Below are 14,556 nucleotides of genomic sequence, written 5' to 3'. Positions count from 1 at the left end.
GATGTATGCGTAGTTCAGGCCGGGTTTCTGACTTCCTTGGCGCACACGACCAACGCGTCGAGTGCGAGCACGCGGTCGGGATAGGCCACCAGCGGATTGACGTCGATCTCGGTAATCGCGAGGTTGGCGCGCATCTGCGCGCCGATCAGCGTCACGGCCCGCGCGATGGCTGCCACGTCGACCGCCGCGGCGCCGCGGATGCCGCGCAGCAACGATGCGGCTTTCAGCCGGCCCAGCTCCTCCACGACATCGGCTTCGGCAAGATCCGCCGGAATCAGCCGCACATCCTTGAGCGCCTCGATCCACACGCCGCCGAGTCCCACGAGAACCACGGGGCCCCAACCGGCATCGCGCCGCGCGCCGACCACGAGCTCCAGCCCGCGCGGTCCCATGGCTTCGACCAGCACGCCATCCAGCGTCAGGTCCGGACGATGGGTGGCGATGCTCTGCTGCAGGCGATCCCAGCCGGCACGCAGTGCGGCTTCATCGGCGAGGCCTACGATCACGCCACCGACGTCGCTCTTGTGCGGCAACTCGCTCGCCTGCGCCTTGATGACGACGGGGTAGCCGATGCGCGCGGCGATCGCGGCCGCATCATCGGCACTGGTCGCCAGCGCGCCTTCGGGCACAGTCAGGCCCGCCGCAGCCAGCCACGCCTTGCCCTGGTATTCCGCGAACACCCCTGAAGGCGGAACGGTGCCGGGCAGCGGCACCGCCGCCGGAATGGACTGGGTCGCTCGGCCGGCGCGCTGCAGCGCCTCGCCATACGCGGAGACCCGTGCAAGCGCGCGCAGTGCGCGGTCCGGCGAGCGGAAGAACGGCACGCCGCTGGCCCGGATCGCATCGACAAAGAACGGCTCGATGGGACCGCTGTCACCGGTCACGACCAGCACGGCCGGCTTGCCGGCACGGGCCAGCGCCGGGACGATGTGCTCGGCCTTGTCGCGCTGGGCCACTTCGGGGCCCGCCGGAATGCTGAGAACGATGCTTCCCACGGCCGGATCGGACAGCATGGTCAGCAGAACCTCGCCGACCAGCCCCGGCTGCCTTACACCGATGGTGGTGTAGTCGAGCGGATTCTCGGCCACCGCATAGTCCGGCAGCATCGCCTTGAGATTTGCCGTCGTCTGCGCACCGAGTGGCGGCAGCTCAAGCCCGAGCCCGTCGCAGAAGTCCAGCGCGACGTTCTTCATCGCGCCGGAACCGGTCATAAAAGCCGGGCCGCCAGCTGGCGGCACCGGGAAACGCAGCAGGATGGCTGCAGCGTCGACAAGCTCGTCGGGGGTATCGACCAGCACCACGGCCTCGCGCGCCAGCGCCACGGCGGCGGTCGCGTGGTCGCCGGCCAGTGCGCCGGTATGGGACTGGGCCGCTTCGCGGGCGCGCTCGCTGCGGCCCGGCATCAGCATCACGATCGGTTTGCCGGCCTCGCGCGCCTTGCGCGCCAGCGCCAGGAACGTGCGCGGGCGGCGCACTTGTTCGGCGTACACGGCCAGCACGCGGGTCTGCGGGTCGTCGATGTAGTGCGCAACGAAATCCTCTGCGCCCAGCGATGCCTCATTTCCGGTGGAGACGACCGCGGTCAGCGGCAGGTCGCGGCCGACGAAGGCATCGCGCATATTGGCGGCCATTGCACCGCTCTGCGCGACCACGCCGATACCGGGGCGGCCGCCGCACGGATAGGGCTGCACCGCTTCGAAGGTCACGGGCACGTTGCCCTCGAAATTCGTGAAGCCCATGCAGTTCGGTCCGAGCAGCGCCATGCCGGCGTCGCGCGCAGCGGCGGCGAGCTGGTCTTGCCGTTCGCGGCCGGCCTCGCCGGTCTCTGCATAGCCGGATGCGAACAAGACCGCCGCATGGGTGCCCTTCGCGGCCAGGCTGCGTACGGCATCGAGCACGCCCGCCTCCGGAATCGCCAGCACGGCCAGATCGATGCCAGCGGGCAACTCGTCCACCGTCTTCACGCAGGCGCGGCCATTGATTTCGGTGCTGCTGCGGCTGACGAGGTGAATGGCACCGGCGTAGCCGAAGCGCTCCAGGTTCGCCAGCACGAAACCGCCAAACGAGCGCGGGTCCGCCGAAGCGCCGACGATCGCCACGGAAGCCGGGCGTAGGACGCAGGTCACGTCAGCCACCGCAGCTTCGGCCGCCGGTTCGGGCTGTCCGGCCTGCGCGCCGGGAAAGTCAGAGGTCTTCATGGGTTGGGTCTCTTCCAGGAAAGGGCGTTTGTCTCGTGTTGAACGAATTCTGGCATACCAGAACAGCAGTTTCAATACACCAGAAAACGCATTCTTCGCGAAATTGGTAGGGAGTTTCCCTTAGCCAGACGACGATTTCGGCTGGGCTAACAGCCAGATGCGCGGCTAACAGATCACTGCAACGAGGCACCCCCAAGCCCGGCAGCCTGAACCACGGAATGGAGGAAAGCCCCATCCACAAAGGAATTCCGGGAAATTTCCCTGGCAAATCCGACATTCCCTGTCTTTCAGAATAGAAGACGAACGGGCAGGAACCGCGAGCCTGTTCATCTCGATCTTTCTCGACCATCTTTGCATACCAGTATTTTTTTGTTGTATATTTTCGATCAACAACGAGATGCTTGATGCCGTCAAACCGTATGCAACCAGCCAATCCCATCCTGATTCCGCCACGTCACAGCCGGGCCGAGGACATCCGCGCCACGCTCGAGGCTGAAATCGAGGCTGGCGTGCTGTTCCCCGGCGCGCCGCTCGACGAGCGCGAACTGGCAGAGCGCTTTGGCGTATCGCGCACACCGGTGCGGGAAGCTTTGCAGCAACTGGCGGCGCACGAGCTGGTCAGCATCGCGCCGCGCCAAGGCGCAGCGGTCGCGCGCCTTTCGGTGAGCAAGGTGCGGGCGATGCTCGAATACGTCGGGGAGCTGGAATCGCTGGCTGCACGGCTGGCGGCACGCCGCGGCGACGAAGCGCTGCACGCCGCGCTGGATGCGGGCCTGTCGCTGGGACGACGCGTCGCGGCGACACCGGGCGCGGTGGGCTACACCGCCGCGAACGCGGCGTTCCATGAAGCCATCTACCAGGGCTGCCGCAATGAAATCCTCGCCGGGCATATCCGCGCGGCGCGGCGCTGCCTGCAGCGCTACCGCATGCGCGACTTCGCCACCGGCCAGCAGGTCGCGAAGTCGCTGGAAGAACACCAGCGCATTGCCGACGCCATCCGCGCCGGCGACGAACAGCAGGCCGCCGCGGCCATGACGCTGCATGTGCCCGCAGGCACCACGGGCTTCGCCGAATTTCTCGCGACCGTGCCGGCCCATTTCTTCGACGGCGGCCATGCCGCCGCCTCCTGACCCTGAACCCCGGAACCCGTTACTTCAGGCATCCCATGACCAGACCTCTTCGTTCGATCGACGTGCCCGGCCTTGCGCACAACGCCCCCATTCCCACCGGCGCACGCGTAGGCAATGTCATCTGCACCTCCGCCATCTCGGGCAAAGACGCGGCCACCGGCGAACTGCCGGCCGCTGCCGACGCGCAGGCCGCGCACGCGTTCCGCAATCTCGCGAGCGTGCTTGCGGCCGGCGGCGGCAGCGTGGCGGACGTGGTCAAGCTGACCATCTACGTGAAGGACAACAGCGTGCGCGAAGCCATCAACGCCGAATGGCTGCAGTGCTTCCCGAACCCCGAAGACCGCCCCGCGCGGCACATCGTCGTGCATGACCTGCAGCACGGCATGCTCCTGCAACTCGAATGCCTGGCCGTCCTGGCCGGCGCCAACCAAGGCTGAACACCATGATCATCGATTCTCACGCCCACGTCGTCATGCCGCCGGAGAGCTTCCGCTACATGGCGGAACTGATCGGCGGCCGCGCCAACCCGTCCACCACGCCGAAGATTCCGGACGCTTCTGTGCGCAAGGCCGCGGAAGAGCTGGTGCGCAGCATGGATGCCGTCGGCACCGATGTGCAGTTCATCTCGCCGCGCCCTTACCTGCAGATGCATTCGGTCAAGCCGGGCCGCGTGACCGAGCTGTGGTCGCGCCACTGCAACGACATCATCGCGCGCTTCGTCGCCATGTTCCCGGACCGCTTCCGCGGCGTGGCCGGGCTGCCGCAACACATGCTGGAATCGCCGGCCGAGCGCGCGGTGCCCGAGCTGGAACGTTGCGTGAATGAACTGGGCTTTGTCGGCTGCCTGATCAATCCCGACCCGACCGAAAGCGAAGGCCCAACGCCGCCGGGGCTTGGCGATCCGTTCTGGTATCCGCTGTACGAGGCCATGACGCGCCTCGACGTGCCGGGCCTGATCCACTCCGCCGGCAGCTGCAGCGCGCGCGAGTCGTACACGCTCAAGTTCATCAACGAGGAAAGCATCGCCGTGATCTCGCTGCTGAACTCGAAGGTGTTCCAGGAATTCCCGAACCTGAAGATCGTCGTCGCGCACGGCGGCGGCGCGATTCCCTACCAGATGGGCCGCTTCCGCTCGTGGTCGGTGCGCAAGGGCGAGACCGTGACGTTCGACGAGCAGCTGCGCAAGCTCTACTTCGACACCTGCAACTACTCGACCGAAGCGATCGACCTGCTGCTCAAGGTGGCCGGCACCGACAACGTGCTGTTCGGCACCGAGAAGCCCGGCACCGGCAGCTCGCGCGACCCGCTGACCGACCGCGACTACGACGACATGAAGCCGGTCATCGAAGGCATCTCGTGGCTGACGGACGAGCAGCGCAAGAACATCTTCGAATGCAACTGCCGGCGCCTGTACTCGCGCGCCTTCCGCACCGACGAGGAGTGCTGAGATGCCGCTGACCCGCGAAGACAATGACCTGCTCACGCGCGTCGAGAACGGCGCGCCGATGGGCGAGATGATCCGCCAGCATTACTGGCTTCCGGCCGTGCCGTCAGCGAAGCTCGTGGCTGACGGTGCGCCCGTGCGCGTTCGCTTGCTCGGCAGCAACTACGTCGCGTTCCGCCGCACTGACGGCGCTGTGGGTGTTCTCGACGAACTGTGCCCGCACCGCAAGACCTCGCTGCTGATGGCGCGCAACGAGGACAACGGCCTGCGCTGCATCTTCCACGGCTGGAAGCTCGGCACCGCCGGCGAAGTCCTGGAGGCGCCGAACCATGTCGGCGACCAGACCCAGTTCTGCAAGCACGTGCGCGTGAACCGCTACGGCGTGCAGGAACGCGGCGGCATCGTATGGGTGTGGCTCGGCAAGGGCGAACAGGCGCCGAAGTTCCCCGACCTGCCGTTCACGTCGCTGCCCGAAGACCAGCGCTCGGTCACGAGCCAGGAAGTGCCGACCAACTGGGTGCAGGGCGTGGAAGCGTCGATGGATTCGTCGCACGTCGGCGTGCTGCATGAATCGACCACGCAGATCACCGCGGGCTCCGGCAACCAGCGCATGCACATGACGCAGGCACTGGCACCGCGCCTGGAATTCGAGGACCGTCCTTACGGCTACCGCTACGCCGCGCTGCGCCCGCTGCCCGACGACAAGCTCTATGCGCGCGTGAACAACTTCGTGATGCCGTGGTACGGCATCATCTGCGCGCCCGATGACAAGGGCCCGAGCACGGTGTTTTTCTCTACGCCGGTGGACGACGTCACCCACCGCGCGTGGTTCGTGCATTTCAACCCGCACCGCCCGCTCGGCATGACGATCATGTCGGCCACGCCGGATGTGTGGAACTTCCCGCCGCTGCCGCCGGGCACGCCCGCCGACAACTGGGGCCAGAACCGCGACCTGATGCGCCGCGGCCATGCCACCGGCTTTCCCCAGCACCTGGGCACCGAGGACTTTGCCATGTTCATCGGCCAGGGCCCGATCGCCGACCGCACCACCGAGCAGCTCTGCTCGGCCGACGGCGCGGTGCTGCGTGTGCGGCAGGCACTGCTGAAGTCGGTGCGCGAGTTCCAGTCCGGCAAGACCCCGACGCTCGCCGACAACCCCGATCTCGACTACAGCCAGATCTTTTCGGTCGGCGGCGTGCTGCCCGCCGGCGAGGACTGGCGTGCGCTGACGAAGGTGGCATAAGGCTGCGTAAGCCAGCACAAGACTGACAAGAAAACGGAGACAACCATGACCAGCCCCCACTTCCGCTCGCGCCGCAGCCTGTTGCTGGCGGCGTGCGCGGGCCTCGCCGCCCCCGCGGTATCGTTCGCCCAGCTGCGTGGCAAGCCGCCGATCCGGATCCTGGTGGGACTGCCGCCCGGCGGCGGCACTGATGCCATCGCGCGCTATTTTTCGGATTCGCTGCCCGCGCTGCTGGGCCAGCCCGTGATCGTGGAGAACCATGTCGGCGCCGGCGGCCGGCTCGCGGCCGATGTGCTGAAGTCCGCCGAACCCGATGGCCTCACCTACATGATCGCGCCCAACGCCACGCCAACGTTCCAGACGCTGGTATTCGGCAAGCAGCTCAAGTGGGATCTGTGGCGCGATTTCGCGCCGGTGGCCGCACTGGTGTCCTACCCGACTGGCATGGCCGCGGGCGCGGCGACCGGCGTGTCCACCGCAAACTCGTTCGTGCAGTGGGCGCGTGCCCATTCGCAGGAGGCCAGCTTCGGCACGCCGGGTCTGGGCGGCCAGAACCATTTCCTCGGGCTGCAGTTCGCCAAGGCGGCCGGCATTTCGCTGTCGGTCACGCCTTACAAAGGCACGCCGCCGATGATCACCGACCTGCTCGGCGGCCATATCCCGTCGGCCGTCACGCTGCTGCAGGACCTGCTGCGCCACCACCGCGCGGGCAAGGTGCGCCTGCTCGGCATCTTCAGCGACAAGCGTTCGCCGCTTGCGCCGGACATCCCGACCATGGCCGAGCAAGGCATTCCCGTGCGCTCCGGCGATGCGTGGACCGCCATGTGGGCACCGGTACGCACGCCGCCGGCCGAGATCGCGCGTGTGCAGGCAGCGCTGAAGACCATCCTGTCCGCGCCGCAGGCCAGGCAGTCGCTGATGAGCCAGCTCTCGGTGGTGCCCGACTACCTCGACGGCGAACAGATGGCGCGCCGCCAGCGCGCCGAACTGGAAACGTGGGGACCGATCATCCGGGCCTCGGGTTTCCGCGCGGAACTGTAGAAGCCGGGACCACAAGACCCCTCGCGGCCATGCCTGCTGTGCAGCCCCTGCAGGCTGCGTGGGCCTGACCGTCCCTGCTTCGACCGGAGACATCATGAGCATTACCGATACCCTGCAAGTCCGGGTCAAATCCATCAGTTGGGAAGCCGACGGCATCCTGGCTTTCGAGCTGCGGCCGGAGCCGCCGCTACGTGTCCTGCCCGCGTTCACTGCCGGCGCGCATATCGACTTGCACCTGCCCAACGGCCTGATCCGCAGCTATTCGCTGCTGAACGCGCAGTACGAGCCGCACCGCTACGTGATCGGCGTCAACCGCGATGCGCAGAGCCGCGGTGGCTCGCGCTACCTGCACGAGACGCTGCGCCCCGGCGATGTGCTGACCATCAGCCCGCCGCGCAACAACTTCCCGCTCGACGATTCCGCGTCGCTCGCGGTGCTGGTGGCCGGCGGCATCGGCATCACGCCGATCCTCGGCATGATCCATCGGCTGCGCGAGCTGGGCCGCCCGTGGTGCCTGCACTATGCCGCACGCACACGAAAGCAGGCGGCATTTGTCGAGACGCTGGAGGCCATGGGCATGGAGCCCGGTGGCGAAGTCCGGCTGACCTTCGACCGCGAGGCCGGCGCCGAACGCCTGGACGTCGCGGCCATCGCCGCGAGCCTGCCTGAAGGCGCGCACATCTACTGCTGCGGGCCAGTGCCGATGCTGGAGGCCTTTGAACAGGCCACCGCATCGCTGCCGCCCGAGCGCGTGCATCGCGAGTATTTCGCCGCGCGCGAAGCCGCCGCCACCGATGGCGGCTTCACCGTGGAACTCGCGCGCACCGGCCGCAGCATCGAGATCGAGCCCGGCAGGACCATCCTGGAATGCCTGATCGCCGAAGGCGTCGAGCCCATGTACTCGTGCCAGGAAGGCGTGTGCGGCACGTGCGAGGTCCGCGTGCTCGATGGCGAGCCCGATCACCGCGACCTCGTGCTGAACGCTGAAGAACGCGCCACCAACAACCGGATGATGGTGTGCTGCTCCGGGGCGAAGACCCGCAAGCTGGTGCTGGACCTGTAGCCGTCGCACCGTCGAACCACGCAATGAACAAGGAGCATGAGATGAGCACCGAACTGGTGACGTATGAACTCGACGGCAATGTCGCGCTGATCGGCCTGAACCGGCCCGACAAGCGCAATGCCATCAACGAAGACGTGGTCTGGGCCCTGCACGACGCCGTCGTGCGTGCGGGCGAAGAAGCCGATGTCGGCGTTCTGTTCGGCCATGGCAGCAACTTCTGCGCAGGGCTCGACCTGAAGGAGGCGCTGGCGCGCGCTTCGGGCGAGCAGCCGCGTCCGCGCAAGCGTACGCGCCACTCGTGGCACACCGTGTTTGACGGCATCGCACGCGGGCCCATTCCGTTCGTCGCCGCGTTGCATGGCGCGGTCGTGGGCGGTGGACTGGAACTGGCGACCGCTGCGCACATTCGCGTCGCCGACGAATCTGCGCTGTTCGGCCTGCCGGAAGGACAGCGCGGCATCTTTGTCGGCGGCGGCGGCACTGTGCGCATCCAGCGCGTGGTCGGCTACACCGTGATGGCCGACATGATGCTGACCGGACGCCTGCTGAACGCACAGGAAGGCGAGCGCGAACACATCGTGCGCTACGTGGTGCCGCAGGGCCAGGCGCTCGCCAAGGCGCGCGAACTGGCCGCGCTGATCGCGCGCAATACCGCCGATACCAACTGGCGCATCACGAATGTGCTGCCGCGCATCAACGACCTGTCTCACGACGACGGCCTGTTCGTCGAGTACCTGACCTCGAACATCCCGCGCCCGCCCGAAGCGGCCGAGCGCCTGCGCGACTTCGTCGAAGGCCGTGCCAAACCCCTCGCCGTTCCGGGCGAGAAGTCCGAATAAGCCGAGCAACGCCATGACCACGACCTCAACCGACACCGAAGCCCAGGCTACGGCAGACTACGTCCGCTTCGCCCAGGCGGAAGCGGCCCATATTCCGGACTTCCCGCAGGACCTGCCGCTGCGTCCCGTCAACCAAGTTGCCGTGATTGGCGCCGGCACCATGGGCGGCGGCATTGCGATGGCACTGGCCAATATCGGCATCCCGGTCACGCTGATCGACAGCAGCGAGAAAGGCCTGGAAACCGGCTTGCGCCGTGTGCGGGACAACTACGCCGGCAGCGTCTCGCGCGGCAAGCTCGAACCGGCAGCCATGGAAACGAGGCTGTCGCGGATCAAGGGTTCCGTTGCACTCGCTGATGCCGCGTCTGCCGACATGGTGATCGAAGCAGTGTTCGAGGACATGGCGCTCAAGCAGCAGGTGTTCCGCGATCTCGATGGGCTGTGCAAACCCGGTGCGATCCTCGCCACCAACACTTCTGGTCTCGACGTAGACGCCATCGCGGCCGTCACGCATCGCCCGCAGGACGTGGTCGGGGCCCACTTCTTCAGCCCGGCCCATGTGATGCGCCTGCTCGAAGTCGTGCGCGCGCGGGACACCGCGCCGGATGTCATCGCCACCCTGATGGACCTCGGCCGCCGCATGGGCAAGACCGCCGTGCTCGCGCGCGTCTACCCCGGCTTCATCGGCAACGCGCTGTTCCGCAACTACACGCGAGAGGCGCATTTCCTGGTCGAAGAAGGCGCGCTGCCGCACGAGGTGGACCAGGCGCTGACCGACTTCGGCTATGCGATGGGCATCTTCGCCGTACACGACATGGCCGGCAACGACGTGGGCTACCAGACGCGCAAGGCGCAGATCGCCACCCGGCCGCAGGACCGGCGCTGGAACGACCTGATCCTCAAGCTGACCGAACTGGGGCGGCTGGGACAGAAAAGCGGCAAGGGCTGGTACCGCTATGAACCAGGCAGCCGCCAACCGCTGCGCGATCCGGAGGTGGAAACGTTCATCGAACAGGAATCGGCGCGGCTCGGCATCGCACGGCGCCCGATCAGCGCCGACGAGATCATCAAACGCTGCGTCTACGGCATGGTCAACGAGGGCGCGAAGCTGCTGGAGGCCGGCGTGGCGCTCCGGCCCAGTGATATCGACACCGTCTACCTGACTGGCTACGGCTTCCCCGCGCGCCATGGCGGGCCGATGTACTACGCCGACCGGATCGGGCTGCGCGAGGTGTATGCGGACATCCAGCGCTTCCACGCCGAGCACGGTTACTGGTGGGAACCGGCGCCGCTTCTCGAGCGGCTGGCGCGTGACGGCAAGACGTTCGCGGACTACCAGCGCGGCAAGGCATAGGTTCGTGGTGACGTCTTTGCATTTTTGACACGCACTAACGTATACCACTATTTTTCATATACATACCAGTAAGCGATAGTTCTGCCACTTCCCGGCCTGCGGGAATGACAGTCAAAAACATGGAGGAGAAAGTCATGAAACGAAACCTGGTCGGCCTTGCCTGCGTGCTTGCCAGCGCAACCGCCGCCGCGCAGACATCGGGCATCACGCTGTACGGCGTGGCCGATGCCAATATCGAGTACACCAACAACAACGCGGGCGCCGGCCCCGACGGGCATTCGCGCGTCGGCGTCAGCTCGGGCGGCCTGTCCCCGAGCCGCTGGGGCCTGCGCGGCACGGAAGACCTTGGTGGTGGAAAGCAGGCGATCTTTGCGCTGGAGAGCGGCTTCAGCCTGGACACTGGCGTATCGACGCAAGGCGGTCGCCTGTTCGGCCGTCAGGCATGGGTGGGTCTGCGCAGCGGCACGCAGCAGGTATCGCTGGGCCGGCAATACACCTCGCTGTTCCTGATGATGGCCAACTACTCGCCGACGGCGTATGCCACCACCTATGAACCCGTGGTGGGCATTGCGGGCTCGAACCTGCGCGAGGACAACATGGTGAAATACCATGTCGACCTGGGTCCGCTGACGGCGGAAGCGCACTGGAGTTTCGGCGAGCAGCCGGGTTCGATGCAGGCCTCGACCGGCTATGGCGGCGGCTTCGATTACCGCATCGGCAACTTCGGCGTGGCCGGCGCCTATGACAGCATCAACAGCGCCCTGACCGCCGGCGACTACACGCGCACCCAGAAGGCAGCGCTGGGCCTGCGCTACCAGATTACGCCGGCCCTGCTCGCACAGGCCGCGTACCGGTACAACAACAATGGCACGCGGGCGGCCAACACCTCTGCACGCGACGATCTGTGGTGGCTTTCGCTGAACTACCAGGCGACCGCCGCCTTGCAGCTTACGGGCGCGTTCTACTACGACAACGTCAAGTCGCAGTACACGGCCACCAGCAAGATCAATCCGAGCAACCCGTGGCAGGTCACGCTGATCGCGGATTACTCGCTGTCAAAGCGCACCGACCTCTATGTCAGCACGGCGTACACCAAGAATGCGTCGCTGAACTTTGAAAGCCTGAACGGCGCCGCTGCCGCCTACCAGATCGCGCCGAACGAGAAGAACCAGTTCGGCGTGGCGATGGGCATGCGGCACAAGTTCTGATTGTTGGAATCAGGCCGCTTTCGAAGCGGCCGGCTTGCGGCCACGCCGAGCGCCGCCGCGGGGTGCGGCGCTGCGCGTGGCGGCAGCCTCCCCGCCGCCCTCGCCTTCGAGATAGCTCGCGGGCAGGGTGGAAAGGAATTCGGAGAACCCGGTGGTGCCGACGGGCGCGTGCTCCAGCATGGCCGCATGCGCCGCGGTTTCATCGCCGCTGAGGATGGCGTCGGCCAGCCGCTGGTGGTCTTCCAGCACGCGCTGCCGGCGTGCCGGGGTCTGGAAAATGCGCGGACGATAGCGCTGCATCAGCCGGCGGATGCTCTGGATCTGCTCGACGAGGTATTCGTTGTGGCTGCCGGCATAGACCGTGTCATGGAAATCTGCGTTGGCCTTCGCAAAGCCCTTGCCGTCGTCCTCGGCGTGCGCCTGCTCGCATTCGGCACGGGCAGCCTTCAGGCGCACGCGCTGCTCGTCATCCATGCGGCGCGCGGACAGCTTCGCCGCGACGGCCTCCAGTTCGCCGAGCAGTTCCAGCGTTTCACGCAACTGCGTGATCGACAGCCGCGACACGAACACGCCGACGCGCGGCACGATGCGGACCATGTTCTGCACGGACAACTGCTGCAGTGCCTCGCGCACCGGGGTGCGGGACACGCCGAAGCGCTCGGCCAGCATGCGTTCGTCCAGCGGCGTGCCGGGTGGCATGTCGCCGGCTTCGATTTCGCGCTGGATCGTGGCCTTGATCTCGCCGGCCATGCTTTTCTTTTCAGGCTGTGTCATGTGTTCTGGGTTCACGGTCTTTACCGCCCAGTATACCGAAACGGGATACTGGCATGCATCCCGTCGCCGAAAACACACAGCCTTACCGGGCGGTACTAAGCCGTCACTTCTGGCGCAGGTTCTCCAGCATATCGCGCACCATTTCCTTCAGCCCGTATTGCGGCGCCCAGCCCCAGTCACTGCGCGCCACCGAATCGTCGATCGAGTCCGGCCACCCTTGCGCGATCGCCTGGCGGTAGTCGGGGTCGTAGCGCACCTCGAACCCGGGCACCTCTTCCCGGATGGCCGCCGCGATTTCCGCCGGCGTGAAGCTGACGCCCGCGATGTTGTAGCTGCCGCGCTCAGTCAGGCTGTCCGCCGGCGCCTCCATCAGTTCGATGGTGGCGCGGATGGCATCGGGCATGTACATCATCGGCAGCCGCTCGTCTTCGCGCAGGAAGCAGGTATAGGGCTCCCCCTTCACGGCCGAGTGGAAGATGTCCACGGCATAGTCGGTCGTGCCGCCACCGGGCGGCGTCTTGTGCGAGATCAGGCCCGGATAGCGCAGGCTGCGCACATCGACGCCGTGGTTGTCGTGGTACCAGCGGCACCAGCCCTCGCCCGCCTGCTTGGAGATGCCGTAGACGGTCGTCGGCTCCATCACGGTCTTTTGCGGCGTGTGCTCGCGCGGTGTGGTGGGGCCGAAAGCGGCGATCGAGCTCGGCCAGAACACGCGCTCGATGCCGAACTGCCGCGCGTGCTCGAGCACGTTCAGCAGGCTGGTCATGTTGAGGTTCCACGCCCACTGCGGCGCCTTCTCGCCGGTGGCCGACAAGGCCGCGGCCAGCAGGTAGATCTGCGTGATGCCGTGGCGCTCGACGATGGTCGCGAGCCCGCCGCGGTCCGTGGCATTGAGCATCTCGTGGGTCAGGTGGACATGGCGTCCGGTCGGCACCACGTCCGACGTGATGACGTTGGTTCGGCCATAGCGCTCGGCCAGCGCCAGCGCCAGTTCGGAGCCGATCTGGCCGTTCGCGCCGACGATCAGGATTTTTGGTGCAGCGTCGCTCATCGGGTCAGCCCCAGTTCTGTCCCGGCCTGGCCGAAGGCATCGAGCGCCGCCTGCAGTGCAGCTTCATCGTGCAGCGCGCTCATCTGCACGCGGATGCGCGCCTGGCCCTTCGGCACCACGGGATAGAAGAAGCCGACCACGTACACGCCCAGTTCCAGCAGCCGCTGCGCCAACTGCTGCGCCTTCTCCGCGTCGTAGACCATGATCGGGATGATCGGGTGCTCGCCCGGCTTTACATCGAAGCCAAGCGCCGTCAGGCCCTTGCGGAAGAACGCCGTGTTGCGCTCGAGCCGGTCGCGCAGTTCCGTGCTGCCTTCGAGGATATCGAGCACGGCGATCGATGCACCCACAATCGCCGGGGCCACCGTATTCGAGAACAGGTACGGCCGCGAACGCTGCCGCAGCAGCGCGACCACTTCCTTGCGCGCGCTGGTGAAGCCGCCGGACGCTCCGCCGAGCGCCTTGCCCAGCGTGCCGGTGATGATGTCGATCTTGCCGAACAGCCCGCGAAACTCATGCGTGCCCCGTCCGCGCGCGCCGAGGAAGCCCGTGGCATGGCATTCGTCGATGCCGAGCAGCGCGCCATGCGCATCGCAGATCGTGCGCATTTCGTCCAGGCGGGCGATGGTGCCGTCCATCGAAAACACACCGTCGGTGAACACCAGCTTGTAGCGCGCACCGTCGGCATCGGCCTGCGCCAGCTGCGCGCGCAGGTCGTCCATGTCGTTGTGCTTGTAGCGGTAACGGCGCGCCTTGCTCAGACGGATGCCGTCGATGATGGACGCGTGGTTCAGCTCGTCGCTGATGATCGCGTCTTCCGCACCGAGCAAGGTTTCGAACAGGCCGCCGTTGGCGTCGAACGCCGAGCCGTAGAGGATGGTGTCTTCCGTGCCGAGGAAGCTGGACAGCCTTGCCTCCAGCGTCTTGTGCAGGTCTTGCGTGCCGCAGATGAAACGCACCGAACTCAGCCCGAAGCCATGCGTGCGCAGCGCTTCGTGCGCGGCTTCGATAACGCCGGGATGCGAAGACAGGCCAAGATAATTGTTGGCACACAGGTTGATGACCTCGCGGCCATCGGCGGTGCGCACGCGCGCGCCCTGCGGCGTGGCGATGATGCGCTCCTCCTTGTACAGCCCCGCCTCGCGGATGGCGTCAAGCTCTGCACGCACGGACGCGTAGAAGGCCTCGGCACTCGACATGGTTTGGCTCCC

General features: G+C 66.6%; 14 protein-coding genes. 9 read left to right on the top strand and 5 right to left on the bottom strand.

Annotated features, from left to right (window positions below; genetic code table 11):
- Positions 1-14: 14 nt before the first annotated feature.
- Both KHO41_RS15185 and KHO41_RS15180 read right to left on the bottom strand, forming a co-directional pair.
- Positions 15-2,198 carry an acetate--CoA ligase family protein gene (locus KHO41_RS15185; protein WP_211954105.1) on the bottom strand — a complete coding sequence of 728 codons (2,184 nt, stop codon included), beginning with the start codon at positions 2,196-2,198 and terminating at the stop codon, positions 15-17.
- Positions 2,185-2,547 carry a hypothetical protein gene (locus KHO41_RS15180; RefSeq protein ID WP_211954104.1) on the bottom strand — a complete coding sequence of 121 codons (363 nt, stop codon included), beginning with the start codon at positions 2,545-2,547 and terminating at the stop codon, positions 2,185-2,187. Before KHO41_RS15180 ends, KHO41_RS15185 begins: the two co-directional genes overlap by 14 nt.
- A 55-nt stretch (positions 2,548-2,602) precedes the next feature.
- On the opposite strand from KHO41_RS15180, the gene KHO41_RS15175 reads away from it, so the two are divergent.
- The 9 genes from KHO41_RS15175 (at position 2,603) to KHO41_RS15135 (ending at position 11,520) form a co-directional block, all read left to right on the top strand.
- Positions 2,603-3,328 (top strand): GntR family transcriptional regulator, encoded by a 726-nt coding sequence (locus KHO41_RS15175; protein WP_244873854.1) that lies wholly within the window; start codon positions 2,603-2,605, stop codon positions 3,326-3,328.
- A gap of 35 nt (positions 3,329-3,363) precedes the next feature.
- Entirely contained in the window at positions 3,364-3,765 is a 402-nt protein-coding gene (locus KHO41_RS15170; protein ID WP_211954103.1) for a RidA family protein, read from the top strand.
- A 5-nt stretch (positions 3,766-3,770) separates the two neighbouring features.
- Positions 3,771-4,775, top strand: coding sequence for an amidohydrolase family protein (locus KHO41_RS15165; protein ID WP_211954102.1), 1,005 nt, complete (start codon positions 3,771-3,773; stop codon positions 4,773-4,775).
- 1 nt (position 4,776) lies between these two features.
- On the top strand, positions 4,777-6,015 hold the full coding sequence (locus tag KHO41_RS15160; protein ID WP_211954101.1) for a Rieske 2Fe-2S domain-containing protein: 1,239 nt from the start codon (positions 4,777-4,779) through the stop codon (positions 6,013-6,015).
- A 45-nt stretch (positions 6,016-6,060) separates the two neighbouring features.
- The gene (locus tag KHO41_RS15155) at positions 6,061-7,056 is read left to right on the top strand and encodes a tripartite tricarboxylate transporter substrate-binding protein (protein ID WP_211954100.1); all 996 of its coding nucleotides are present in this window, start codon (positions 6,061-6,063) and stop codon (positions 7,054-7,056) included.
- A gap of 94 nt (positions 7,057-7,150) precedes the next feature.
- A complete protein-coding gene (locus KHO41_RS15150; protein WP_211954099.1) occupies positions 7,151-8,119 on the top strand; it encodes a PDR/VanB family oxidoreductase in 969 nt (322 codons plus the stop codon).
- A gap of 41 nt (positions 8,120-8,160) precedes the next feature.
- A complete protein-coding gene (locus KHO41_RS15145; protein ID WP_211954098.1) occupies positions 8,161-8,958 on the top strand; it encodes a crotonase/enoyl-CoA hydratase family protein in 798 nt (265 codons plus the stop codon).
- A 13-nt stretch (positions 8,959-8,971) separates the two neighbouring features.
- A complete protein-coding gene (locus KHO41_RS15140; RefSeq protein WP_211954097.1) occupies positions 8,972-10,312 on the top strand; it encodes a 3-hydroxyacyl-CoA dehydrogenase in 1,341 nt (446 codons plus the stop codon).
- A gap of 134 nt (positions 10,313-10,446) precedes the next feature.
- On the top strand, positions 10,447-11,520 hold the full coding sequence (locus KHO41_RS15135; protein ID WP_211954096.1) for a porin: 1,074 nt from the start codon (positions 10,447-10,449) through the stop codon (positions 11,518-11,520).
- 9 nt (positions 11,521-11,529) lie between these two features.
- On the opposite strand, the gene KHO41_RS15130 is transcribed toward KHO41_RS15135, so the two are convergent.
- The 3 genes from KHO41_RS15130 to kbl form a co-directional block, all read right to left on the bottom strand.
- On the bottom strand, positions 11,530-12,294 hold the full coding sequence (locus tag KHO41_RS15130; protein ID WP_211954095.1) for a GntR family transcriptional regulator: 765 nt from the start codon (positions 12,292-12,294) through the stop codon (positions 11,530-11,532).
- 103 nt (positions 12,295-12,397) lie between these two features.
- Positions 12,398-13,345, bottom strand: a complete 948-nt coding sequence (locus KHO41_RS15125; protein ID WP_211954094.1) for an L-threonine 3-dehydrogenase — start codon at positions 13,343-13,345, stop codon at positions 12,398-12,400.
- Positions 13,342-14,544, bottom strand: coding sequence for a glycine C-acetyltransferase (gene kbl / locus KHO41_RS15120; protein ID WP_211954093.1), 1,203 nt, complete (start codon positions 14,542-14,544; stop codon positions 13,342-13,344). Before kbl ends, KHO41_RS15125 begins: the two co-directional genes overlap by 4 nt.
- Between the last annotated feature and the right edge of the window lie 12 nt (positions 14,545-14,556).

This window comes from Cupriavidus numazuensis (genome assembly GCF_905397435.1).
In the GTDB taxonomy this organism is placed as follows: Bacteria; Pseudomonadota; Gammaproteobacteria; order Burkholderiales; family Burkholderiaceae; genus Cupriavidus; species Cupriavidus numazuensis.
Note: the sequence above shows the minus strand (reverse complement) of the source record. Positions and strands in the feature narration are given on the sequence as shown.

Coding starts and splice junctions, on each gene's coding strand:
- KHO41_RS15185 (WP_211954105.1), bottom strand. CDS start 2,198: ATGAAGACCTCTGACTTTCCCGGCGCGCAGGCCGGACAGCCCGAACCG.
- KHO41_RS15180 (WP_211954104.1), bottom strand. CDS start 2,547: ATGGTCGAGAAAGATCGAGATGAACAGGCTCGCGGTTCCTGCCCGTTC.
- KHO41_RS15175 (WP_244873854.1), top strand. CDS start 2,603: ATGCCGTCAAACCGTATGCAACCAGCCAATCCCATCCTGATTCCGCCA.
- KHO41_RS15170 (WP_211954103.1), top strand. CDS start 3,364: ATGACCAGACCTCTTCGTTCGATCGACGTGCCCGGCCTTGCGCACAAC.
- KHO41_RS15165 (WP_211954102.1), top strand. CDS start 3,771: ATGATCATCGATTCTCACGCCCACGTCGTCATGCCGCCGGAGAGCTTC.
- KHO41_RS15160 (WP_211954101.1), top strand. CDS start 4,777: ATGCCGCTGACCCGCGAAGACAATGACCTGCTCACGCGCGTCGAGAAC.
- KHO41_RS15155 (WP_211954100.1), top strand. CDS start 6,061: ATGACCAGCCCCCACTTCCGCTCGCGCCGCAGCCTGTTGCTGGCGGCG.
- KHO41_RS15150 (WP_211954099.1), top strand. CDS start 7,151: ATGAGCATTACCGATACCCTGCAAGTCCGGGTCAAATCCATCAGTTGG.
- KHO41_RS15145 (WP_211954098.1), top strand. CDS start 8,161: ATGAGCACCGAACTGGTGACGTATGAACTCGACGGCAATGTCGCGCTG.
- KHO41_RS15140 (WP_211954097.1), top strand. CDS start 8,972: ATGACCACGACCTCAACCGACACCGAAGCCCAGGCTACGGCAGACTAC.
- KHO41_RS15135 (WP_211954096.1), top strand. CDS start 10,447: ATGAAACGAAACCTGGTCGGCCTTGCCTGCGTGCTTGCCAGCGCAACC.
- KHO41_RS15130 (WP_211954095.1), bottom strand. CDS start 12,294: ATGACACAGCCTGAAAAGAAAAGCATGGCCGGCGAGATCAAGGCCACG.
- KHO41_RS15125 (WP_211954094.1), bottom strand. CDS start 13,345: ATGAGCGACGCTGCACCAAAAATCCTGATCGTCGGCGCGAACGGCCAG.
- kbl (WP_211954093.1), bottom strand. CDS start 14,544: ATGTCGAGTGCCGAGGCCTTCTACGCGTCCGTGCGTGCAGAGCTTGAC.